A 25,806-nucleotide genomic window follows, 5' to 3' on the forward strand; every position below is an offset into this window, starting at 1 on the left:
TCTGGTCAACCGTCACCGCGCGGTCGTGCGTCGGGACCCCCGGTAAAACCTCTAAATCACCAAGCGCTCACCATTTGAGGTGATTTTCAAACCGGTTTGAATTCGTTAAGCTGTATTTATTGTTGTTTCCAATGCAAGAGCAGGCGGGGACATTCATCGTTGCTGTCCCGGCCGCCTAGAATGGATCAGTAATCAGATGAGCGATTTGTCCCACCATCCCTGCCAAGTCTTGCTGGCCGACCAGATTCTGTCGACCAAATTCGTGATCCCCGCCGCCACTGCGCACTTGCTGGCGCGGCCGCGCTTGCAGCAGCCGGAACAAGCGCCGCGCGTGGTGCTGGTCTGCGCACCCGCCGGCTACGGTAAGACGACACTGGCCGCGAGTTGGGCCGCCGCCAGTTCCACGCCTGTCGCATGGCTGTCGCTGGATGCCGGCGACAACGACCCACTGCGCTTCCTGGTGCATTTCATCCGCGCGATTCAAGGCCAATGTGCCGAGTTCGGCAAAGTCCTGGCCGATATGTGTGCCTTGGTTCCACCGCCCCCGATCGATGTCCTGATGCGGCCACTGATCAATCAGCTGTGTGCGCTGCCGGAACGGCTGTGCTTCATCCTGGATGACTTGCAGTTGGTGACTGAGCCGGCCGTGCACAAAGCCATTGCGTTCCTGGTCGACCATCAACCGGCGCGATTGCAGCTGATCTTCGCGAGCCGCAGCGAGCCGCCATTCTCGCTGGCGCGGCTGCGCGGCCAGGGGCAGATTGCGGAATACCGCAGCGAAGACTTGCGCTTCAGCCTGGAGGAAACGGAAGCGTTCTGCAACGATGTCATGCAGCTCTCTTTACCGCATGAGCAGGTCAGCATACTGGCTGAGCGCACTGAAGGCTGGATCGTCGGCCTGCAGCTGGCGGCAGTGTCCCTGAGCCATCATCCCGACAAGGCCGGTTTCGTCCGGAACTTCGCCGGCGACAACCGGCACGTGACCGATTTCCTGCTGGACGAAGTGTTGCAGGGCCATGCCGCTGATATCCAGAACTTCCTGCAGCAAACCTCTGTGCTGGAACGCTTCAATGCGGCGCTGTGCGATGCGGTGACCGGGCGCGACGATAGCCGCGCCCTGATCAGCGAGATAGAGCGGGCCAATATGTTCATCTTCGGGCTCGATGAGCAACGCATTTGGTATCGGTATCACCATCTGTTTGGCGCCTTGCTGCAAAGCCGGCTGCGCCTGGCCGCGCCGGACTCGATCCGGCTGTTGCACCGGCGTGCCAGTCAATGGTTCAGCGAGAACGGTCTCATTACGGAAGCGGTCCACCATGCGCTGGCAGCGCGCGATCACGAATGGGCTGCCGATTTGATGGAGAAGCACCACAGCGAACTCTTTTCCCACGGCCGGATGGGCAGTGCGCTGGCCTGGTCGAGACAGCTGCCGGAGACTGTGCTCGCGCAGCGCCCCTTGCTGTCGATGGTTTGCGCCTGGGGCTATCTGTACCGGGATGACTTGGCCGAGCTGGAACGCCACCTTTGCCTCGTGGACAAGTGCCTGGCCGGACTTCACGACGCGCCTTTCGGCGGCAAGGAGCGCGCGATGCTGGGCCAGCTTGCGCTATTGCGCGGCTGCCAGTCGGCGTACGAGGGCAATATCGACGAGGGCCTTGCCCATCTGGACGAAGCGCAGGCGTCGCTGGCGCCAGCCCGGACCCTGTATCGCGCCGCAGCCGTGGCACGCGGCGTGTTTTACTTTGTCAGCGGGCGCCTGGATGAGGCGCAACGGCTACTTGAGAACAACATCCTGGTCCGGGAAGCGACCCACAACGTCCAGGTGCCAATCACCGCCGCCCTCGCGCTGGCGCGCAGTCATTTGCTGCGAGGCCGACCGTTGGCAGCGAAGCAGATCTACGACAAGACCATCCAAGCCCTGATGGTGTGCGGTTGGCAGGACCTGCCGGCGTGCGGCATGCTGCATATCGGCCTTGGCGAGGTCGCCTACGAAATGAACGAGCTCGTGTTGGCGGAACAGCATCTGGCGCGCGGCGTCGAGATGACTGCGGCCGGGATGCAGTACGCCAATGCCTGGGGCCGGGTGCTGCTGGCGAAGACGCGCAAGGAACTGGGGGCGGCCGTGGAAGCTTGCGACCCCCGGTTCGAGGTCCTGTTGCTACGCTACGCAGGCCGCCTGGTAGTGGAGGTCGCGCCGCTGTCAGCCGTGATTGCGGACTATTGGCTGAGTCTCGGCCAGATGGATGCGGTCCAGCTCTGGAGCGAAGCCGCGCGCTTGCCGCTCGAGGAAGCGCTGGCCCCTGGCCGCGAGGCAGAATACCTCGTGCTGGCGCGCTTTTTCATCCTCGCCGAACGGCGCAACCAGGCGCTCGACCTGTTGGACCGCTTGTGGTATCCGGCTCTGCAAGACCAGCGTCTGGCGGTGATGACCGAGATCCTGGTGCTCAAGGCGATCTGCCTGCAGAAAGACGGCCGCAGCGACGAAGCGATGACGGTGCTGCAAGAGGGGGTCAGCCTGGCCGAAAGCACGCATCTGCTGCGTGTATTCATCAATGAAGGTGACGCACTGACCGGAATGCTTAAAAAGCTGGCGCGCGGCGCTGATTACAAATCCTATGTTCATACCTTGCTTGGTCATATGGGCGCAGATGCCGCCCAGGACTCGACGCAGACTTTCGAGCGCCTGCCCCAGTTGTTCAGCAAAAAAGAAAAGCTCGTCGTCAGTCATATTGCGCGAGGTGCGACGAACCATGAAATCGCCGAGAGCCTGTTTATCTCATTGAATACGCTGAATTCGCACGTGAAAAAAATCTACGTGAAATTGGGCGTGAACAGCCGGCTGCAGGCAGCCGAACGCCTGCGCCAGCTTGGCCTTTCCGATTAGCTTGTCCGCGCCGCCGGACGCACGCGTGGCGCTTGTCAGCATCGACCCGCCTGCAAAGGCTATAGCGCTAGTTCGCTGGCACGGCGTCGAATTCAATCAGCGTGCCGTCGGACCAGCCGTGCTGGTCCGACGGCAGGGACAGCGACAGTTGAGGGGTTGGCCAAGTACGGCGCTCTGTGCGGTCGCCGTCGTGGAATGTCACGGCCTGGAAGGCGAAGGGAGCCCGCACGGATTGTCCGCCATGGCGTCCGACAACGCACCAGTCGCGCTGGCCCGCCATGACCGATAGGGCCGCGCTTTCCCAGAAGCCCAAGTTCTTCTTGAGGATGGCCATGTTAACCTGGCACGCCAACCTCAAGTCTCCGATTCGCAAGACGTGGGATGACAAGCCAGGGGTACGTACTGCGGCCGTCGGCCAGTGCTGGTCGAACAGATCCTGGTGCTTGTTCACCGAAAGAACAGCGTCGTCCGGGTCATACCGGGTAAGACGTGGTAAAACGAAACTCGTCTTTTCCGCGTCCAGCACCAGGCGCTGATCGCCATGTTCGATGACGATTTGAACGTTGTCGAGAGCTAGACCTGGATCGTTTGGCACCAGATGAAAATGCAGCTCGCTCTTTGGCGCCAAATGCCTATGCTCCTCAAAAGCATCCAGGCCGGCGCGGAATGGATCATAGGGCCAACTCGCGGGATTGCGCAGCGCCGTGACGTGGACAACGGCGTCCTGTGCCAGGACCGGGCCACAAGGGCCGCAACTGGCAGCGATTAGAGCAGCAATCAGCAGGGAGGTCAGGCGCATGAAGCAATAGTACTGGCCGATGGAATGCAATTTAATTTGGATGCGATCGAATGCCGATTGGAGCGGACGAACGGTAAAATCAGCCAGTGGAGCAGTTCTATGGGATGCGGAGTTATGGAAGCCATTGCGACAAAAGTCGAAGCAATTACGGACGATGATGATGACCTCTCGTCTTTGTGCATTTGGTTTGACAGAGGGGGGTATATCGCCCTTGCAAGGGAAATGGGTGATCGCGATATCGAGTGCGAATTTCTGGATCAGATGAATGGCTTCAAGCCGAAGCGGCTCGAGTACGAGTTAGAGAAACGGGTACTGCAGTTGACGGTATTCGATGACGAGTACTTTGATAGAGAGCGGACGCTGCAACAGTTGAAGGTCAATCTTCCTGAAGGGCTCTTTAAACTTGATCACGTCATCGAATGCCTTGAATCAATCTTTGCCGGGTGTGCGCTTTGATCGTTGATCCTGCAAGTTGCCGAATAATGAAAGGCAAGCTCAAGCCGCTATCACGCTGTAGTCTCCCTGCCGGACCCGATCCAGCATCGTCAGCTGGGCAGGCAGGCAGATGGAGTGCAGGTCATACCGTTCAATAATGGTCTGGCGCGCGCGCAGGCGAATCTTTGTGAACGCTTCGGGATCGGCCAGGACCTGTATTGCGCGCTCTGCGATCTGTTCAGGGGAAAAGAAGTCGACCAAGAACCCGTTGTCGCCATCCCGAATAACTTCTTCCACCGGCGGCGTGCGCGAGCCGATGACTACGCAGCCGCTGGACATCGCCTCCAGCATCGACCATGACAGTACAAAGGGATAGGTCAGGTAGACATGGGCGCGCGACAGCGCCAGGATGCTGGTGAAGTGGGAATACGGCACCTTGCCAAGGAAGTGCACTCGGCTCCAATCGACTGAATCGCCCAGCTCCTTCAACATGACGTCTTTCCAGGAGCCGCCTCCAGCAGGCGCCGCGCCATAACTGACGCCATCGCCGCCGACAATCAACACGCGCGCATGCGGCCGGCGGCGCAGGATCTCGGGCAGGCTGCGCATAAAGCTTGGGAAGCCGCGATGCGGTTCCAGGTTGCGGCCGACATACGTCAGGACTTCGTCGCCGGCCTTGACGGTAATGCCGGCACCCGGAATCTGGTAGCTCGCGTTGGGATTCGGGCGTATGCGTGCCGTATTGACGCCTTCGTGCAGCACGTGCAAGCGTTCGCGATAGGGCTCCGGGTAGAGCGATTGCTGCCAGCGCGTCGGTGTCATGCCGGCATCGGCCGCGTCGAGTGACAGCAGGTTCACCGTGTTGCGGGCACGCAGGCGAGGTGCGGTGTCCGGCGTGACAGGTTCGTCGGGTGCAAAGCCGACGTCGCCCTTGCTGATGTGGTAGAAGTACTCGAAGTAGCCGACCAACGGCACGTGCGGAAATACGTCCTTGAGGAACAGGATCTCGCCCCAGCCGCTATGGCCGACAATCAGGTCGGGCTTGAAGCGGTTGTGGCGAAGCCGCATGGCGACGCGCGCCACTCCTTGCCCATAAAGCACCGCCGATTCTGCGCTGCGCAGGTAGTGGTGGGTCTGGCGGGACGCCCCACGCTCTGGCTGGTAAACCATCGTGCGCACCCCGGGCACTTTCATGCCCTTGCGTTGTGTTATGAAAATGACATGATGGCCGGTGGCTGCCAGGTGCTGCATCAGGTGCAGGAATTGGCCGGGCATGTTCTGGTGGACAAAGATGATATTCATGGCGGCAGCACTTTACACCGAAAAAAAAGTTCATACATCCCTAAATTGTTGCGGAAATCGATGGATATATTGATATGAGGTTGGCGCGGTGCAGGCCGTGGACAACGAAAAATATCAATTGGGAGTGGTGGATGGTTGCAGTAGTTAGCGGTAGCGGTGCGGGTTTGTCGAATTCTTCGCTGGGTTTGATGGGGCAGGGCGGCGTGGCGGGGCGCTGGCCGCAAGGGGCGGCAGGCGAGGCTGGCTACCTGAATATCGCTAACGGTAACCTTGTATTACAGCGGCGCGATGACTTTGTGGCGGCCGCCGGCGTCGACCTGAAAATGGTACGCACCTATAACTCCCAGGGTGCTTTCGACGAAGGCGCCGGGCGCCAGTGGAAAATCGGCCTGCACAAGCAGGTCGGATCGCTGATCGGCACATTGAACGCTTCCGGCAGCAACATCACCCGCCTCGAGGGCGATGGCAGTTCCTCTGTTTTCGTTTTCGACTCCACCAGCGGTCGTTACCTGAACGAGAACGGCAGCCAAAGCCTTGTCTTCGGCTCTTACCAGAAATGGACGTGGCGCGACGAAACCGGCACGGGTCTGTACGAGGTTTATGACGAGGCTCACAATGGCCGCCTGCTGCTGGCCGGGGACCGCGAAGGTGTGCGCCTGAACTACGAGTATGGAGAAAGCGGCCTTGTCGCTGCCATCCGCACGTCTTCCGGCGACACTACCCATTTCGACTACGACTCCAACGGCAACCTGACCCAATACCGAACGGTGACCGGCGATAGCGCACGGGAGTTGATCCGGGTGCGCTACGCTTACGACGGCCTTGAACGCCTGGCCAGTGTGACGACCGATTTGAGCCCGGAAGACAACAGTGTCGCCGATGGCAATACGTACGTGGTGCAGTACACCTACGATGGCGACAGCAACCGCGTAGCAAGCATTGCGCAAACAGATGGCACGTTGGTCAGGATGAGCTACGTGTACGCGGACGATGCGTGGAAGGTTGCGAGTATTACAGATGCGCAGGGCACCCTGGCCATCGAATACAAGCAAGGGCAGACGGTGCTGACGGATGCGGCTGGCAAGGCCGTCGCCTATAGCTTTGACGGCGAAGGCCGCCTGCTGGCAGTCGGTACTCCTGGCAGCCTGCCGCAGGCAAGCTTTGAATACGATGCGAATGGCAACGTGGTTCGCGCAGCTTCTGCCGATGCCGCGACCATGTCTTACGAGTATGATGCACGCAGCCAGCGCGTCGCCATCCGCGGCGCGGACGGCATGCTGGTCCTGCAGCGTGGCTTCGCGCCCGATGGCCGGTTGCTGGCGGAAATTTCATACGATGCCACTTACCAGGCGTCGTTGACGAATTATGTTTACGATGGCGCCAGCAGGCTGGCGTTCGTGGTCGCGCCTGACGGTCAGGTACAGCAATATCAATATGACACTGCGGGCCAACGCATCGCAACGGTCCGCTATCCGGACTCGCGCTATGGCAGCGGCCCGCGCACGGAAACGGCCCTGCGCGCCTGGGCTGCCAATGAAGTGCAGCAAAAGCATGCGGTACAGCGGACGAACTATACGTATGACGTGCGCGGCCTGGTTGCGACCCGAGCCGACGAGCACGGCACAACGTCATTCGTCTACGACCAGGCAGGCCAGCTGCTGCAGGTGATTTCCCCTGACGGCAGCACCACCCAATACACCTACGATGGACTGGGCCGCTTGCTGACGACCACCACCGCCGCTGGCCAGGCAGAAGTGACGGACCTCGATGCCACTGCCAACGTAATGGCCACCTCCTACGACAAGGGCTTGGCGAGCAGCAGCGTGATGAGCGGAGCCGACATGATGTTCATGGGCGCCGTAGCGATGAGTGCGCCGGTATATGCTTCGATCGTCACCGGCACTACCAGCGACGAATCGTTGAAAGGCAACTCCGGCGACGACTATATCAACGGCGGTGAAGGCCGCGATTCGCTGTCTGGCGGCTACGGTAATGACGTGCTGGAAGACGCCTTCGACGCCAACATATTGCATGGAGAAGCCGGCAACGACACGCTTGCGGGCATCAGCGCCTCTGACGACACCCTGTACGGCGAGGCAGGTGCTGACACCTACCTTTACAGCCTCGGATATGGCAACGACATCATCTACGGGCAGCGCAACGAGGATACGTTGCGCCTGGGCGAGGGAATCAGTCCTGCTGACGTGACGTTCGAGCGTTACAGTTACGATAGCCTGCAGCTTGTCATCCGCCAGGGTGGCCTGGAAAGGGGCCGCGTTGCCCTGATGGGCATGGCGGCCGAAGTCACTTCCGGCTCCGGCGGGGTCATGCAGCTCATTTTTGCGGACGGAACAGTATGGGATGCGGCGACGATTCGCGCGCGCGCCCTGATCGGAAGCGATGGGATCGACGACAACCTGACCGGCTACAGCAGCAGCGATTTCATCGCCGGCAATGCCGGCACGGATACTTTGGCCGGCGGCGCCGGAGCCGATACCCTTGATGGGGGGGCGGGTGCCGATTCGATCGATGGCGGCTCCGGTAACGACAGCGCTTTCGGCAACTCTGGCAACGACACCCTTACCGGAGGCGATGGCAACGATATCCTGGATGGCGGCGAAGGTGCTGACGACCTGTCGGGAGGCATTGGTGATGACACGCTCAGTGGCGGCCTTGGCATCAGCGCGGGCGACGACACCCTGAGGGGCGACGCCGGCGCAGACACGTACGTCTATGAGCTGGGTAGTGGCAAGGACTGGATCTACGGCCAGCGCAATGAAGACACGCTGCGGCTGGGCGCTGGCATCAATCCAGCCGACGTCTCGGTGGAGCGAAATGGCAACGACCTGGAGTTGGCGATTCGACAGCAGGGAGTTGAAGTCGGGCGCGTTGTGCTGGTCTACCAGGGATATGACTCTGCCAATGCCTACGACGGCGTCAAGCAGGTCGTCTTTGCCGATGGATCGGTATGGGATGCCGCCTCTCTTCGCGTGCGCACCCTCTCCGGGTCCGCGGCCAGTGAAGCAAGCCTGAGCGGGTATGGCAGCAACGATGCGATCCAGGGCAATGGCGGCAGCGATACCATCTCTGGCGGTGCGGGAGATGACACCATTGACGGCGGCGCAGACTCCGACCTGATCTACGGTGACGCGGGCAACGATTCCTTGCTCGGAAACAGCGGCAACGATTCACTGTATGGTGGGAACGGCAACGACGTCCTGAACGGCGGCCAAGGCAATGACGAACTGAGCGGCGGAGCGGGCGCCGACACCTATGTCTATGAACTGGGTGACGGCAATGACTGGATCTATGGCCAGCGCAATGAGGATACCCTGCAATTGGGGGCTGGTATCAATCCTTCCGATGTCAGCTTCGAACGCGTCTATCATGGTGTCTCCGGCCCCTGTCTTGATGTCGTCATTCGACAGAGTGGTGTGGAAGTCGGCCGTATCGTGCTGTCGAACCAGGCTAACGATTCCGACACCACCAGCGGTGTCCAGAAAATGGTCTTCGCCGACGGCACAGTGTGGGATGCGGCAACGATCCGTGTACGTTCATTGGTCGATGATGCCAACCGCAACAACGGCGAACTGCGGGGATATAACGGCGACGACATAATCCTGGGCAATGGTGGTGCCGATACACTGTACGGCGGTAACGGCAACGACTTACTGAATGGCGGCGCTGGCGACGACTTCCTTGACGGAGAAGCCGGAACCGACACCTATGTCTACGAGCTGGGTGACGGCAATGACACCATCTTTACCAGGCGCTATGAAGACACGTTGAAGCTGGGTGCTGGCATCAGTACAGGCGACGTTACCCTGGTTCGGCGCGGCAACGACGTAGAGGTGATGGTGCGCCCAAATGGCACTGAGGCCGGTCGCATCCTTTTGCAGGGCCAGGCCTACGACGCTAGCTACGGCATCGGCATCAAGCAGATCATCTTTGCCGACAATACGGTGTGGGATGCGGCGAAGATTTTGTCGATTGCCGCGATTCCACCGGCAGGCGAAACGCGAAATGGAACAGAGTATGGAGGTGTGGTACTCGGCACTCCAGGCGACGACAAGTTGAATGGCGGTGCCAGCACCGATTCCATTGACGGTGGCGCTGGCAATGACAATATATCTGGATATGCGGGTAGCGATTCCTTGCTCGGAAAGCAGGGCAATGACTACTTGTATGGCGGCGATGGCAACGACCTGATCGACGGCGGCGAAGGCACTGATCGATTGTACGGCGACGCCGGCAACGACACGCTCAAGGGCGGCACTGGCTACAGTGATGACACTTTGCAGGGCGGTAGCGGTTCCGATACTTACATCTATGAGCTTGGTGGCGGGAAGGATGAAATTAATGGGCAGCGTGATGAAGATACGCTCCGGCTAGGGATTGGTATCGATCCGGCCGACGTGTCGATCGTGCGAAATGCTGCGAACCTTGAGCTGGTGATCCGCAAAGACGGATACGAAGCCGGCCGTGTCGTCTTGATCAATCAAGCGTCGGACGCAACAACCGACGTAAGCGGTGTCATGCAGGTTCAATTTGCGGACGGCACGTCCTGGGATGCTGCGGAGATCCGGACGCGTGCGCTGACCGGTTCAGTATATGACGACGGCAACCTGGACGGGTACAGCAGCAGCGATTTCATTTCCGGCAGTGCCGGTGACGATCGCCTGTCCGGCGAAGCTGGTGACGATATCCTTGATGGCGCAGCCGATACCGACACCCTGTACGGCCACGCAGGGAACGATGTTCTGCTTGGTGATTCCGGCAACGACTTCTTATACGGCGGCGATGGCGACGATACGCTGGACGGCGGGACTGACACGGACAGGATGTATGGCGACTCCGGTAATGACGCCTTGTTCGGCAAAGGCGGCAATGACGACCTTTCTGGTGGCGACGGCAATGACCTCCTGGATGGAGGGGAAGGGGGCGACAACCTGCACGGTGGCACCGGCAACGACACCCTCGCTGGCGGGACTGGCAACGATTATTTGTACGGGGAGGCCGGCGCCGATACTTATATCTACCAGCTGGGTGATGGAAAAGAGACGATCTACGGCCAGCGCAACGAGGACATCCTGAAGTTTGGCGCAGGGATCTCGCCAGATGATGTGACTGTCGTGCGAAACGACATTCACCTGGAACTTGTGATCCGCCAGCGCGGGATGGAGGTTGGCCGCGTTGTACTGCACTACCAGGGCGCTGATTCCCAATATAGCGAGGACGGTGTCAAAGAGGTGGTTTTTGCTGATGGAACGGTGTGGAATGCCGCGAAGTTAAGAACCCTGTACCTGGCTGGCACAGACGCCAACGATCGCTACTACGGCTATGCCAGCGGCGATTCCATACTGGGTGGTGCTGGCAACGACTTGCTGTCGGGCGGTGCAGGCGACGACCTGCTTGACGGCGGTGGTGACGCCGACAATATCTCGGGCGAAGCCGGCAACGACACGTTGCTTGGGGGCGGTGGCAAAGACATATTATACGGTGGAGACGGCGACGATTCCCTTGATGGCGGAGAGGGCGGCGATTCCCTGTACGGTGGCAATGGCAATGACACGCTCAGGGGCGGCACAGGTTTTGGCGGCGGCGACGACGAGCTGACAGGCGGCGCCGGCGCAGATACCTACATCTACGAACTTGGCGGTGGCAGGGACAAGATCACTGGCGAGCGCAATGAAGATGTCCTGCAACTTGGAATCGGCATCGATCCAGCCGACGTATCGATCGAGCGATACAGCGATAACCTGGACCTGGTCATTCGCCAGGCGGGTTCAGAGGTCGGGCGCATTGTGTTGGTTAATCAAGCTTCCGACTACTATGAATCTGGCGTCAGGCAGGTCATTTTTGCCGACGGCACGGTGTGGAGCGCGGACATGCTGCGTGCCCGGGCATTGATCGGCACGGAATTTAGCGAAAGCAACCTGCGAGGCTACAACAGCAACGACTCCATCGTTGGCAACGCGGGCAACGATTCCCTCTTCGGAGGAAGTGGGGCCGATACAGTTGAAGGCGGACGCGGCAACGACTCCCTGGACGGCGGCGATGGTGACGATTACCTGGACGGCGGTGAAGGCAACGACACGTACACGGGCGGGAACGGGGCAGATACCTTCAACTATGAACTGGGCGATGGCAACGACACGATCTTCGGCCTGCGCAACGAAGATACGCTGAGGCTGGGGGCGGGCATCAATCCAGGTGACGTCAGCTTTGTGCGTCCGATCGACAGCTACAACCTTGAATTGATGATTCGCCAGGGTGGGGTTGAAGTCGGGCGCATTGTGTTATCCAACATGGCGTCCGATACCACAGCCAGCAGTACCGGTGTGAAGCAGATTGTCTTCGCCGATGGTACGAGCTGGAGTGCGGAAACGATCCGGGCGCGGGCCCTGATCGGCACGGAAGCCAATGACCCTAACCTGCGCGGCTACAACAGCAATGACAGTATTGTTGGCAACGGCGGCAATGACTTTATCAATGATCCGGGCGGCAGCGACACGACTGATGGCGGCGCGGGCAACGACACGATCAGCGACGCGGGTTCCGGCAGCAATCTGATATTGGGTGGCTCGGGCAACGATTCCATCACCTACAGCAATTCGTCGAACAATACTATTTTCGGCGGCGCTGGAAGCGACACGGTGACCTTTTATAGTCCCGGCAATTTTGCCTACGCAAACCAGCTTGCCGGAGGCCGCGGGAACGATCGCCTGGTTGGCTCGAACGCGGCGGACTCGTACATGTTCTACCGTGGCGACGGACAGGACACGATCTCCGACTACGATGTCAATGCATATGGAAAAATCGACCGCCTGGTGCTGGGCGAGGGCATTTTGCAAAGCGACATGGGCTTCAGCCGCGTCAATGCCTATGACCTGCTGATTTCAATTGGCGACGCGGGCAGCCCAACCCTGGATACCATCCTGGTCGAAAACTGGTTCAATTCAACTGGCGCCTACCAGTTGGAGCGGATCGAATTTGCCGATGGCGCCAGCCTGTCGAAGGACCAGGTCAACGCGCTGGCAAACGTGCGCAACGGCACGGAGTTAAATGACGGGTCGCTTGGGCCGATCGCTGGCGAGAACAGTGCGACTTATGGACTGGGCGGCAACGACACAATCACTGGCACCTCCAGCGGGAACGACACGATCGACGGCGGCAGCGGGAATGATTCGATCAGCGACTCCGGCGGCACGCGCAATGTGCTCCTGGGGGGAGACGGCGCCGACACGATCCAGTTCGCGTCCACCAGCGACAACACGGTCAAAGGCGGCACCGGAAACGATTGGGTGAAGATTTCCTCGGCTGGAGCCGGACAGGGCAAGACCAATGAAGTGGAAGGTGGCAAAGGCAACGATCGCCTGGAAAGCGGTTCCAGTACCGACACCTACCTGTTCAACCGGGGTGACGGCCAGGATACGATCTACGATTACGACAGCGCGAATGGCGGCGCCACGGACCGCGTGCGCTTTGGCATGGGCATCGCCCCGTCCAACCTGAGTTTCATGCGGATGGGGAACGACCTGGTGATACTCGTCGGTGGCGACGGCAAGCCGGGGCGTTCCGACCAGGTCACCATTGAGAATTGGTTCACGAACGCACAATACCAGATCGAACGCTTCGAGTTTGCAGATGGCAGCTCCATCGCAAGCAACGCTCTGCCGGCGCTGGTGAACTTCATTGCCGGCACCAGCGTTTCCGATACGCTGACCGGCGACTCCGCCAACAACACCATCCTTGGCGGCGCCGGCAACGACAAGATCACCGATACGTCGGGCGACAACAACCTGCAGGGCAATGGAGGCACCGACACCATTAACTTCAGTGGCGGCAGCAATTACGTCGATGGCGGCGCGAACGATGACCAGATCAGCGGTAGCGGTGTGGCCGGCAGCAACAATGTCATTGTCGGCGGCACCGGCAACGACCGCATGGTCAGTGGCGCCAGCAACGATACCTATCTCTTCGCGCGCGGCGACGGCATGGATACCATTGCCGATAGCAGCAATGCCGACCTTGACGTGCTTGAATTTGGCCCAACGATCACGTTGGCACATTTGAATGTTACCCGTAACGCTAACAATCTTGTCGTGCGCGTAGTCGACCCAGCGAACTCCTCCCAGGTCGACCAGGTCACGTTCGAAAACTGGTTTGTCGGTACCAGCAACATCATCGAGAGATTCCGCTTTGCCGATGGCACGGAAATCGCCACCGCGCAGATTGTTGCCATGATGAGCAACGGCTCCAGCTTTGGCGGAATGGGTATCGAGAACCTCGATGCGGGCGCACTGCAGGCAGCAGGCAGCGTCGGTACTGACGCAATGCTGACGCTGGTAAATACCGGCAACGGCAATTTTGTGCTGCGGGAGCAGGATGCAGCGCTGGCGTCGCTCGGCCTGGATGTGAGTCTCGGCCGAACCTATAACTCGCAGTCCCAGATTGGCCTCACTGGCTGGACCAACTGGCAACTGAGCACCGGCAGGACGGTGCGCCTGGATTCCGCCACCAATACCGCCTATCGCAGCAACGGCGATGGGTCCAGCGGTAAATACACTTGGGATGCCTCGATCGCTGCCTATCGCTCGCTGGACGGGCAGGGCGCCTACGACAAGCTGGTATTCAATGCGAGCTTGCAGCAGTGGATCTGGACGGACGGCGCTAGCGGTGTAATTGAAACATATGACGCGGCCAACAATGGCCGTCTTATGAACTCGCGCGACACGAGCGGCAACGTCACTACGTATGCCTACCGGACCGACGGCCAGTTGGACTACATCGCCGGCGCTTCCGGCGAAAAAGTGGTGATGGTATATAACAACGCGGCCCAGCTGATTTCGGTGCGCGTGGACTACACCTCGAACGGCCTGGCGAAGAACAGCACCCGTGTTTATTACGACTACGACGGTCAGCGTCGCCTGACGATGGTGCGTACCGACCTGACACCGGACGACAACAGCATCGCCGATGGCGACGTCTACTGGACGATGTACAGCTACGACGGCGACAGCGGACGTATCGCCCGCATCTCGCAAAAGGATGGCAGTTCCTTGCGCTTGACGTACAAGCAGGACCCCGTGAGTGGCGCATCGTGGGTTGATACGATGACTGATGGCACAGGACTTATGACGCGCCTGGTTCGCGGTGCGGACGGTACTGTTATCGAAGACCCCGCAGGCCACCAGGTCAAGTACACGTATGACAGCGCAGGCAAGCTCGATAAGGTGACCGACCTGACGACCCTTCAATCGTCGGACTACGCCTACGACGCTAACGGCAACATCCTCAGCGTGACCGACGCCAATGGTGTCGTCAATCAATTCGCCTACGACAGCGACGGCAACCAGGTTCTCGACCGAATTGCCGGCGTGCGTGAGATCAGCCGCACTTTCGCAAAACCCGGCCTCGTGCAAACCCAGACGGTTAACGGCGAGACCACCCGCAACGTCTATGATGCCCAGGGCCGCCTGCGCTTCCAGGTATCCCCGGAGGGACGCGTCACCGAATCGCTCTACAACGCCAAGGGCGAGGTGGTAACGACATTCGAATACGCCGGTGAAAAATTCAATGTGTCCACCCTGGGGGCGACGGAAGCGCCGTCGGAGGCCGCGCTGGCGGCCTGGGCTGAAGGGATTGATCGCCGCAACAGCGTGCGCACCGATTTCATCTACGACAGCCGCAGCCAGGTACGATCCTCGACCACCTATGCCGCGCTGGCGGCCGACGGAAGCGGTGTGGTGGATGGCACGGAGTCCGTCCGTCGCTATACCTATGACCAGAACGGCTTGCTCCTGCAAACCATCGACACCAATAACAAGCAGGTCAGCTACAGCTACGACGGCCTTGGCCGCGTCATCGCGACGCTGGATTCTCGTCCGGAGATCGCACAAGCCACGGCAACGGTGTACGACGATGCAATTCGCACGGTAGTCACGACAGGCGTCAACGGCAACACGGTCAGCGAAGTCCTCAACCGCGCTGGCCAACTGCTCAGCAGGACCGCCAGCTCGGCCGTGGCAACCGGCACCTCGCGCATTTTCCATGATGCTGCTGGCCGCCCGGTCATGACCGTGGATGCTGCCGGTATGCGCAGTTTCGTCATGTACGATGCCGCAAGCCGCAAGATCGCCGACATCGATGGCGACGGCAGCCTGGTCGAATACCGCTATGGATCGAACGGCCAGCTGACGCATAGCATTGCCTACGCCACGCCGGTCGATACGTCGGCACTGGTCGATGCCGGCGGCAAGCCGGTTGCCAGGACGCTGGCGAGCGTAAGGCCCGACGCGAAAGCCGCTGACCGTCATGCCTGGAACATTTATGACTCCGTGGGGCGCCTGGTTCAGGCTGTTGACGCTCAGGGGGAAGTCACGGAAACCCTGTACGATGCGGCCGGCCATATCGCATCGGTAGTGCGGCACGCAGAAACCGTAGACGCGTCTGCACTGAAACTCACCGATGCGCCGGCTGCATTTGCGCTGGCAACCGACCCGGCCGACAGCGTTACGCGCTACTTCTACGACAAAGACGGAAACCGGCTGGGCGCGCTCGATGGTTCGGGCAATCTTACGGAATTCGTCTACGGCGCCACTGGTGAACTGGTATCGAGCATCGTCTACCGCCAGGCAACCAACACGGCTTTGCGCACGACTGGCAGCCTTGCCGATCTGCGTGCAGCAGTCGCAGCCAGCGCCGTAACGACGAACTACTTGTATAACGGCAAAGGCCAACAGGTAGGCACGGTGGATGCTGGCGGCACGCTGACCGAGACCGTCTACGACAAGGAAGGCAATGTCTCGCGCAAAGTACGCTATGCCACGACTGTGAACTGGCAGGCTGGCGCAACCATCGCTACCTTGCGCCCTGGAGCGTCCATCGCCGACCGCACCTGGGACTACACCTACACTGCGCTGAACCAGCTTGCGACCGAGACCGCACCTGACAAGACGGTGACCCAGTACAAGTACGACAAGCTGGGCAAAGTCACTTCGGTGATGCGCTTTGCGGGTACCCCTGTAGCCGAATCGGCATTGGCGCGCTATGACGTAGAAGGCCGCCTGACCGCAGAACTGCCGGCCAGCGCAGCATGGCGCATCATTGAAGCGGGCGCAGCTCCCGCCGCGATCGATGCGGTCTGGAATACCTACGGCGTAAGCTACCAGTACGATAATGCTGGCCGCCGCATCAGTATGACTGCGCCGGGCGGAGCGCGTACGCTGTACTTCTATGATACAGATGGCCACCTCGCGCATACGGTCAACACCCTGGGCCAGGTTGTCAGTACGGAGTACAACGCCTTCAACCAGGTTGCGCGAAATGTGACCTATGACGGCGTGATCGATGCGTCGACGCTGGCAACGCTCAACGGCGGCAATGTATCTGCCCTTGCCGGGGTCCTGCAAGCCCTGGCGCCGGTTGCCATCGCCACTCGTACCTTGTACAACGAGGACGGCCAGGTTGCCGCCACCGTGGATCCGATGGGCGCGCTTAAGGCCTATCGCTACGATGTACTGGGGAATGTGAGCGAGACCTTTGCTTTCGCCACCCCGATCAACCCTGCCATGACGGAAGCCGACATCCTGTCAGGCATTGACGCCGGCAGGTTTACCAACGCCGCACACGACCAGCACCAACGCTTCGTTTATGACAGGGCAGGCCGCCTGGCTGCCACCTTCACGGCGCTGGAGGCCGGGCAGAACGGTCAGCAATGGTCGGTCTCCACTCGCAGCTACGACGGCGCCGGCAACCTGGTCGGCACCACGTCCTTCGCAACGCCGCTCACCCACGGTGCTCCCACGGCAGATCAACTGGCTGGCATGAGCCCTGCCGCAGGCGACGAGCGCGTACGCATTGTCTACGATGCAGTAGGCCGCGTTGCAGCCACGGCGACCGCCCAGGCCTGGGATGGCGACAAATACACCTGGACACTGCAAACCCGGGAATATGATGCCAACGGCCTGCTGGCCGTGCAGCGCACATTGGCAACGCAGATTACGTCGGCCGAACCGAGTGCCGCTGAATTGTCGGCGGCCTCATTGAAGTACAGCATCAACGATGCCATGCAGCGTTTCGCCTACGACGAGATGGGCCGGGTGACGCATACCGCCACGGCGCAAGGCGTGGTGGACGGCGCGTTGCGCTGGGCCGTGTCGAGCGCAGCCTACGACAAGGCAGGCAACGTTACCGAACGCACGGCTTACGCGGCGGGCTTGACCTCCGCCACGCTGCCTGCCAACCCAACGCTCGCCGACTACACGGCCTGGCTGAAGAGTGGCCAGGCCAATGCCACCCGCGACTGCACCACACGCTATGTCTACGATGCCGGCAACCGTCTGCAATACACCATCGGCGCCCAGGGCAATGTCGTCGGGCAGGAATACGATGCACGCGGCAACGTCGTGGCGGTGACGGAATACGTCACGCAAGTCTTGGGTGCTGTACCTGTCAACTTCACGCCCGGTGCGGCGTATAGCGTTAGCCGCACGATCTATGACGCCGCAGGCCGCGCGCAATACACGATCAACGCGGAAGGTGGCGTGAGTGAACTGCGCTACGACGCGCTGGGACGTGTCGCCACGACGATCGCCTACGCAACCCCGATCTCGGCGGACTTGTTGTCGGGAATGAATAGCGCCAAACTGGTCGGCGACTTCATCAAACTGCACCTTGATGCCGACAACGACCGGACCAGCCGCAACGTCTACGACAAAGACGGGCGTGTGAGCTTCAGCATCGATGGCAAGGGCTATGTTAAGGAAATGCGGTACGACGCCCTGGGGCAGGTGACCGATACCTACGCCTACCAGGACCAGATGACCCTGTCCGAGGCCGACCAGACGCTGGATAAACTGGCAGAGTTTGGCACCGCGCAGATCGCGGCTGGAAAGAGCCGTCACGAATCGTTTGATTACGATTCGCAGGGCCATCTTGTGCGCTCGACCGATGGCGAGAAGCATTCGGAGGTCTTCCATTACGATGGCGCAGGCAACAAGATCTCCTTCACCAACAAGCTTGGCAAGGAATGGATCTATCGCTACAACGCAGCCGGCCAACTGATGGAAGAAGTGGCACCGCCGGTGCAGGTAATGGGCAACGATCATGTCACGGCCAACGTCTCGCTGACGACGCGCCTGGCTTACGACGCGTTGGGCAATCTGGTATCGCGCACAGAAGCCGCCGGCGTGGCTGGCTACGAGCGCACTACCAGCTATCGGTACGACCTGGCCGGGCGCCAGGTGAAGACCATCCTGCCGCGCTTCAGCATTTACAATTCTGCCGAAACACCGTCCACCGAAAAGGATGCCGGCATGGCGGAGATGGACTCGGGTGAAGTCGCTGTTACGGTAACGTACGACCTGATGGGCAATGCCATTTTGAGTCGGGACGTCGGCGGCGGGATCAGCCGCAAGGTCTATGACCGCATGGGCCGCGTGAAGTACGACATCGATGCGAAAGGCCAGGTCACTGGATTCGAGTACGACGCTTTTGGCCAGCAGACGGCGTTGACGCGCTATGCAGTGGTGCCGAACTTGACGGGTAGTGACTTCAGCGAAGCGGACGTCAAGCAACGCCTGGAAGCGCTGGATCACAGCCAGGATCGCACGATCAAGACCAGTTACGACCGCCTTGGCCGCGTGGCTACCGTTTCCGAGCCGGGCAGCTACGTCTTCGATAACGTGAATGGCGCGCCAGGCTACCGCATGCTGGTGCGTGTCACCGCCAATGAGTACAACGCTTTTGGCGAACTGCGCCACAAATTCGTCTACGGTGCAGATCCCGCAAACATCAACGCAAAACTTACCACGCCAAGCGAAGAACGCTACTACTACAACCAGCGCGGTGAGCGCATTGCGCAGTTCGTAGCGGAAGACGCAGCACGTGGCTTCCTGACCACGACGGAATACAGCGCATTCGGCGAAATTGACAAGGTCATCGAGTTCTCCAACCGGGTCAATGCAAGCTCCATGACCGATTCCGCCTTTGGTGCCGCGGACGTGAGCGAACAGGACCGCGTGACCAGCTATGGCTACGACAACGTCGGCCAGAAGACCGCCCAGACACGCCACAATGTTGACGTTGGGGCGTGGGCGAACAACGCCATGGCGACTGACCATGTCCTGGTGACCACCCGCTATGAATACGATGCCGTCGGCAATTTGCTCTCAACCAAGGATGCCAGCGGCGCCGAGACCCGTAGCTACTACGATGCCACGGGACACGTGGCCGCGATTACGGTCAAGGGAAGCAAAGACGGCAAGTTGGCACTGACCACGTTCGACCGCGACGTCTACGGCAATGTGGTCAAGCAGACTGCGTACGCCACGGCAGCTTTTCTGGACGCGGCCGGGAACTACATTGTCCCCGCTTCGGATAGCGCAGATCGTACTACCTGGACGACTTACAACATCAACGGTCATGCCATCGCGCAGACGGATGCTGAAGGGAAGACTTCCTATACCTCGTACGATATTTATGGCCGCGTAGCCAAGCAATGGCAGAACGTGACCAGCATGTTGTCGGCCAGTGAGTCCTTTGTGCGGACAACCTTCACGATCACACAGTACGACCAGCTGGGCCAGGTGCTGAAGGTCATCACCCCGGGTGTTGCAGTAAAAGCAGAGAACAACCAGGTACTAAGCTCAATTGAGTTGAGTGCGCCGAATACTGGTTATCCCACCCTTGCGAGGGAACTATCTTCCTCGTATACCGGAACCAATAGGGTACGGTTGAATTATCCGGACCTGGGTAATGGGCCAGTCAAAGTCGAGCTGAATTACAAGACGAAGATGGGCTATTTCCAGGAGGCGAGAGAGCAGGGCGGTGTGGCCCCGCCCAACTATGTCGAAGAAGGTATCGACCGCGTCAAGGTGCTGGAGGAGACGGAAAATGGACCAGGCCTCTGGACGCCCTTGTCTGGAACTACAGGTGTCACCGTTTCCTGGAGCGACTCTTCCGAAGCCTTTGGCGGTATTGAATCTATCAACAGCGTTAAGGTCTATATCCGTGACGGGCAAGGCCAGTGGGTGCTGAAATATGACAGCACAGGTACGGACCCATCTCGCGCAGCTTCGGTTACCGATCATATGCGCGGCGATGTCGGCACGACTGTCAACGAGAACGAATTCAATGCCTTCGGCGAACTCGTAGGCAAGAGCCTCAACGGAACCCTCTACGAGACTGCCTCGTACGACAACGCCGGCAATATGTGGCGCACCAATGCCGGCGACCGGGTCGAAAAGGTTATGTTCTATAACGTGGCGGGCCAGATGACGGTCCAGATCCGCAGCGCAAAGGACATCGACCTTAAATCGTACGATTCCGCCAAGGCTGTAGCGGAAAAACTTGATCGCAACCTGGATACAGCCAACGGTATCATCCGTAACGAAACCAGCTATGACCTGATGGGCCGGGCTGTCAGCCAGACCGGCACCGCGCACGGCACAGGCGCTCCCGCCAACATACCCGCAAACGGCTCGGTCGTTAATGCCAGCGTTTCTGCGGAGGAGAAGGAAACCTCTCGGGTTGCTTGGAGATATCATTCTCCTGACGGTTCGGACATCGTCGAGGTAGACGGGCCGAACTGGAGCTACTACTGGTCAGGCAGCAACGTCGTTAACGTCGGATTCACCCTGCCGGATGGCCTGGGCAGCGGCGATATCAAGATCGAGGTCTCTTACTACAACGGTGGCGTTTCACCGCTGGATCGCGGCACCAGCTTTGCAGAGCCAAGCTCGCCGACATTCGAGCAGATTCTGCGAGTTGACCAATTGCCTGAGCCCGATAAAGATAGCGGCGTTCGCCACACTACCCTGAGTATGTATGGCTGGCCGTCAATCGATGGATGGAACGCGGTCCGCATCTATAAGAAAGACGTGACCGAGGGCTGGGTGCTCCTGAGTGAAAACAAACAGGTAGACAACCCTCAGGCCGCACGCGGCGGGCCATACGTGACAATGCCGATGCCTGCCGATGGCCTGGCGACGCCACGCATGGAATACACGCTGCCAAACGGACAGCTTGTCTCGTCGAGTGGCGACCAGGTCCACAACTTCGGCGACCAGGCCCTGTTCGATATGTCAGCGGCGCCTGCAGGTCAGTACGATGTCCGCCTTTACTACACCCCACAGACAGGGACATCGGAGATACTGAAGGAAACCGTCCGGGTGCTGGTCACCATCGATGATGCGGGCAAACGCACTGTCAAATACCTTGGCAGCACGGCCGGGCCGGTCGAGCAGAATGTGCGCGCCACCAGCATGCAGCGCCTGGACCGCTGGGGCAACGTGCTGGAAGTGACCGATCCCCGCAATCCAGACTGGTTCATCCGTTATAGCTATAACGACAATAACCAGATGGTCAAGCAGGAGGCAGTGGACAGTGCCCTTGGCGAAGTGCGCTATCTGGGCGAAACCTATTTCGATGAAGCAGGCCGCGAAGTCGGCCAACGGGATGGCCGCCTTAACCTGCAGCGCAAGGTCTATGACGCCGATGGCCAGCTGGGTGAAGAACATCACGCCGACGGTGGCCTGATCGAGTACAAATACAGCATGTTTGGTGACCGCACCGACATGTTTACCTTTACCAGTGCAGACCGAAGCGTCCACACCCAATACGCCTATGATCACCTGGCCCATTTAAGCAAAGTCTCCAACTTTGCCGAAACCTGGCATACCTACGAAGACAGCAATGGCAGCTTGTGGGCTGGACAACTGAACGCAGAAGGCGAAGTGGCCGAGTCGTATGCATACGATGAGCTTGGCCGCCGCACGGTGACCACGGACGGCATGAACGGCAAGCGTGTGGTGCGTTACGACCACGCCGGCAATATCCTGGCCGAAGTCGACCAGGTAGGCGTGACCACCTCCTACGCCTATGACGCCTTTGGCCACAAGACCGCCATGGTGATGATGGACGACGGCGGCCCGCGCATTCAGTACTGGGAGTACGACCCGCTCACCGGGCGGCTTGCCTCGCATACCAACGGCGGTAACGTCAGGACGACCTACACGTACACCGGCCTCGGCCAGTTGGCGACACAGACTTCGCCCGAGCGCGGCACGCTGCCGGGCCAGAACCTGAAATACACCTATGATGGCGACCGCCTGATGCGGATCGACGACCTTACCAACAACAAGGTGACCAGTTACGCCTACGACCTGGCCGGCAACCACCTGCGCGAAAGGACGGAAGCAGGTGGCCGGGTGGTGCAGAACAATTCCATCGAATACGACCAGCTGGGCCGTATGGTCCACGTCGGTGATGGCCGTTTCGACCTGCAGATCACTTATGATGCGGCTGGCAACAGGGAGACAGTCCGCACGACGTACACGAACGACAGCGGGCAGGAAAACGAGCGCTGGGTAATGAACAAGTTCGATGCGATGAATCGCCAGACCCTGGTCGATGGCATAGTCACGTTCGAACTCCTTCCAGGGAACACGCGCCAGATTGCCCAATTTGGCCAGGGCAGCCACGAAATCACTTACGACTGGGCCGGCAATCGTACCAGCGACAAGTACCACGCCTCGAACGCGGTGGTCACCGAACGATTCGAATATGACGGCGCGGGCCGCCTGCAGAAGACCTTCCGCGATGAAAACCTGATCGACCTGCGTTATTACGATGGCGCAGGCCGCGTGGTGCGCTCCGGCGTCGACGCAGACGCGACCTGGGGCTGGCTGATGGACGAATGGAAGCTGGCCAAGGAATACCGGATTACCGAATACGACGCCGCAGGCCGCATGACGCGCCAGAAGATGCGCGACCTGGGCAACAACGCCCTGGACGACATCTTCTTCAAGATGGTTACCGGCTACGTGATCGACGGGACGCATATCGGTTACAGCAAGGCGGGCAACCTGCGCGGCTACATTGTCGTGCCGCCTAACGGCGGACCGGTCACGCAGTTCACCACGGACTACCTTTGGTTTGATACGGCGAAAGAATCGCTCGCATCGGCGCGCAACGCAGATGGGATCTCATACACCACGACCCAATACGACAGCAATGGCTTCGCCATCAAGGTCATTGAAAAGCCGGACGACGCGGTAGAGAAGTCCCGCACCTTCATCAACGATGTCAACGGCCAGATGTTGATCAGGAATGACGGCGGGCTCGATACGTACTCCTTGATCGTCAACGGCCAACTGCTGGGCCGCAGCAAGGTGAACGATTACGACGCCAGCTTCGTCAACACCTACCAGCCAGCGACCGCCAGTGGCCTGTCGGCGCCGCCAAGCGCCTACGTGGTGCGCGGCAGCGGCGAGACGCCATCGAGCATCGCGCAAGCGCTTTGGGGTGACAGCAAGCTGTGGTACCTGATCGCCGACGCCAACGGCATGGCAGGTGACGAGCAGCTCGCTGTCGGCAAGACGCTGCGTATTCCAGCGCGCGTGAATACGGTCCGCAACGACTACCAGACCTTCAAGCCGTATGATGCGGCCGATGCGGTTGGCAACACCACGCCTGCAATGCCGATCCCAGCTGCCCCGGCGGGCAGCAAGGGATGCGGTGTGGTTGGGCAAATTGTCGCCGTTGTTGTGATCGTTGTCGCGACCATATACGGCCAGGAGTGGGCAGCGAAACTTGCAGCCGAGGCGGCGTGGACGGGGGCCGCTGCCACTGCGGCAAGTATGGCGGGGGCGGCGGCCGGCGCGATGGTCGGCAGTGCCATCACTCAAGGCGCCTCGGTCGCCATGGGGTACCAGTCCAAGTTCAGTTGGAAACAGGTCGCGGTTTCCGGTATCGGTGCTGCGATCACTGCTGGGATGAGCGGAGTGGGCGAGGGTATTGCCGGCGCAGCGATGAGAGGTGCGTTGAGCAATGCAATGACACAAGGCGTCAGCATCGTGCTGGGCCTTCAGAACGGATTCAAGTGGCGCGGGGTCGTAGCAGCCGCAGTCGGTAGCGCAGTGGGCAAGGCCATGGGGGATGGGCTGAACCTTAATGATAAAGTTGCCGTCGCCCAGATGGATTGGGGCGAGCGATTGTTCAAAGCCTCTCTTGTCGGATTTGCAGCGGGGACCGCAACCGCTGCTATGCGTGGAGGGAAGATAAGCGTAGCTCAGGTGGCGACAGATGCATTCGGCAATGCAATCGGGTCAAGCCTGGCGGAGCAATTCGATTCGGATCGGGAGCTGAACGCAGCCCGTGAACGAAGCACCGCCCGAGCAATGGCTCGTGGCGAGTCGATGCCTACAATCGAAGCGTTACCGATCAAGCCAATCATCACGCCGGAACTGGAAGCTTCTCTTGGTACGTTGCCAAATGTTGCATCGGAGTTGGATGAATTTAGGTTGTCGTTTAAAGAAGCATCGAGGCTTCAGATCGAGAACGATGCACTGGCTGCCGCTGGTATTGCCGCAGAGTTTGCGGCCGGCGATAGAACACGGGCTGCTCGTACATCTGCGTTAATTCGTCAGGCAATTGGGAATATTCCACCCGCGCCCGACTTTATGATTGCAGGCGGTTCAAGGCAGTATTCAGAAGCCGAAATCGCAGCGTTGTGCCGTCTGCCGTCGCGCGGGACAACGGAGTGGGTGCAAACGGCCAGCGAACAGGAACGGAAAGCGTATCTGAATGAGTTGGCGTTGCCAAAGGCAGTTGCAGTGGACGGTGCTGCGGAGGCTCGTCTCGAATATCAACGCCTGACCACCCGAAACTCAATTGGCATGAGTCTGTTGATAGGATTCCCTGGTGCCGCCTTGCCAGGGCAATTGAGTCGCTTGGCCGGAATGAATGAGTTTCAAGTTGCGTCTGCTAACGAATTTGGAGGGCTCCTTGCTGGTTTAGGGGCGATGGTTGCTGGCGCACCAGGTCGAGGATCGGTATCATTGTCACCTGTTGGAGATGTTGGGGCAAATACATTGGTCGGCCCACAACTCGAATCACCAGTGCAACGATTGCTATATGGTGGACGGGCAGGTGAAGGACTACCTGGCGCATCGGGAACCCCAATTGCAGGTCGACCTACGATTGCTGAAATCGAGAATCTGACGGCAAAACACGACGTTGAATTTGCTGTCACATACAAAATGGGGCCAGGGAAAAATGGCGGTGGTGGCCAATACTATTTGCATTCGGGTGAGGGAGGAAGTGTACGTTTCCCGTTGGAAGCAGATCGTATGCTTATCAATCATAGTCATCCTGGAATAAATGGGGCAGGTGGCGCTCGTTATGCTAGCGATGCCGATATGGCCGTTATGGAATACTTGCAAAGTATAGGATCTCCGCAAAGAAGTTCATTAATTATTCCAGTTGATAGGAACGTGACGGTAAGGTTTGGTTTGGGACGTGATCTGAGTAACGGAAATGGATTACTGTACTCTGATCCAACAAAGAGTATCTGGATTCCCAAAAAGCCGGGGCAATGATG

5 protein-coding genes are annotated in these 25,806 nt (G+C 59.6%); 3 read left to right on the top strand and 2 right to left on the bottom strand.

From position 1 onward, the window contains the following. Positions 1–229: 229 nt before the first annotated feature. Positions 230–2,884, top strand: coding sequence for a LuxR C-terminal-related transcriptional regulator (locus ACN9M3_RS16170; protein WP_426317939.1), 2,655 nt, complete (start codon positions 230–232; stop codon positions 2,882–2,884). A gap of 67 nt (positions 2,885–2,951) precedes the next feature. Here the strand turns inward: ACN9M3_RS16170 and ACN9M3_RS16175 are convergent, their stop codons facing one another. After that, positions 2,952–3,713, bottom strand: coding sequence for a hypothetical protein (locus ACN9M3_RS16175; RefSeq protein WP_426317940.1), 762 nt, complete (start codon positions 3,711–3,713; stop codon positions 2,952–2,954). A 6-nt stretch (positions 3,714–3,719) separates the two neighbouring features. On the opposite strand from ACN9M3_RS16175, the gene ACN9M3_RS16180 reads away from it, so the two are divergent. Then, on the top strand, positions 3,720–4,139 hold the full coding sequence (locus ACN9M3_RS16180) for a hypothetical protein (protein ID WP_426317941.1): 420 nt from the start codon (positions 3,720–3,722) through the stop codon (positions 4,137–4,139). A gap of 39 nt (positions 4,140–4,178) precedes the next feature. On the opposite strand, the gene ACN9M3_RS16185 is transcribed toward ACN9M3_RS16180, so the two are convergent. Then, positions 4,179–5,420 carry a glycosyltransferase family 4 protein gene (locus ACN9M3_RS16185; protein WP_426317942.1) on the bottom strand — a complete coding sequence of 414 codons (1,242 nt, stop codon included), beginning with the start codon at positions 5,418–5,420 and terminating at the stop codon, positions 4,179–4,181. Between the two features lie 131 nt (positions 5,421–5,551). Here ACN9M3_RS16185 and ACN9M3_RS16190 point away from each other — a divergent pair, with 131 nt between their 5' ends. Further along, a complete protein-coding gene (locus tag ACN9M3_RS16190; protein WP_426317943.1) occupies positions 5,552–25,804 on the top strand; it encodes a calcium-binding protein in 20,253 nt (6,750 codons plus the stop codon). Positions 25,805–25,806: the final 2 nt, after the last annotated feature.

This window comes from Pseudoduganella sp. R-43, assembly GCF_049913255.1.
Lineage (GTDB): Bacteria > Pseudomonadota > Gammaproteobacteria > Burkholderiales > Burkholderiaceae_D > Rugamonas.

Excerpts from the sequence above, each read along its gene's own strand:
- ACN9M3_RS16190 (WP_426317943.1), top strand. The coding sequence starts at position 5,552 with ATGGTTGCAGTAGTTAGCGGTAGCGGTGCGGGTTTGTCGAATTCTTCG.
- ACN9M3_RS16185 (WP_426317942.1), bottom strand. The coding sequence starts at position 5,420 with ATGAATATCATCTTTGTCCACCAGAACATGCCCGGCCAATTCCTGCAC.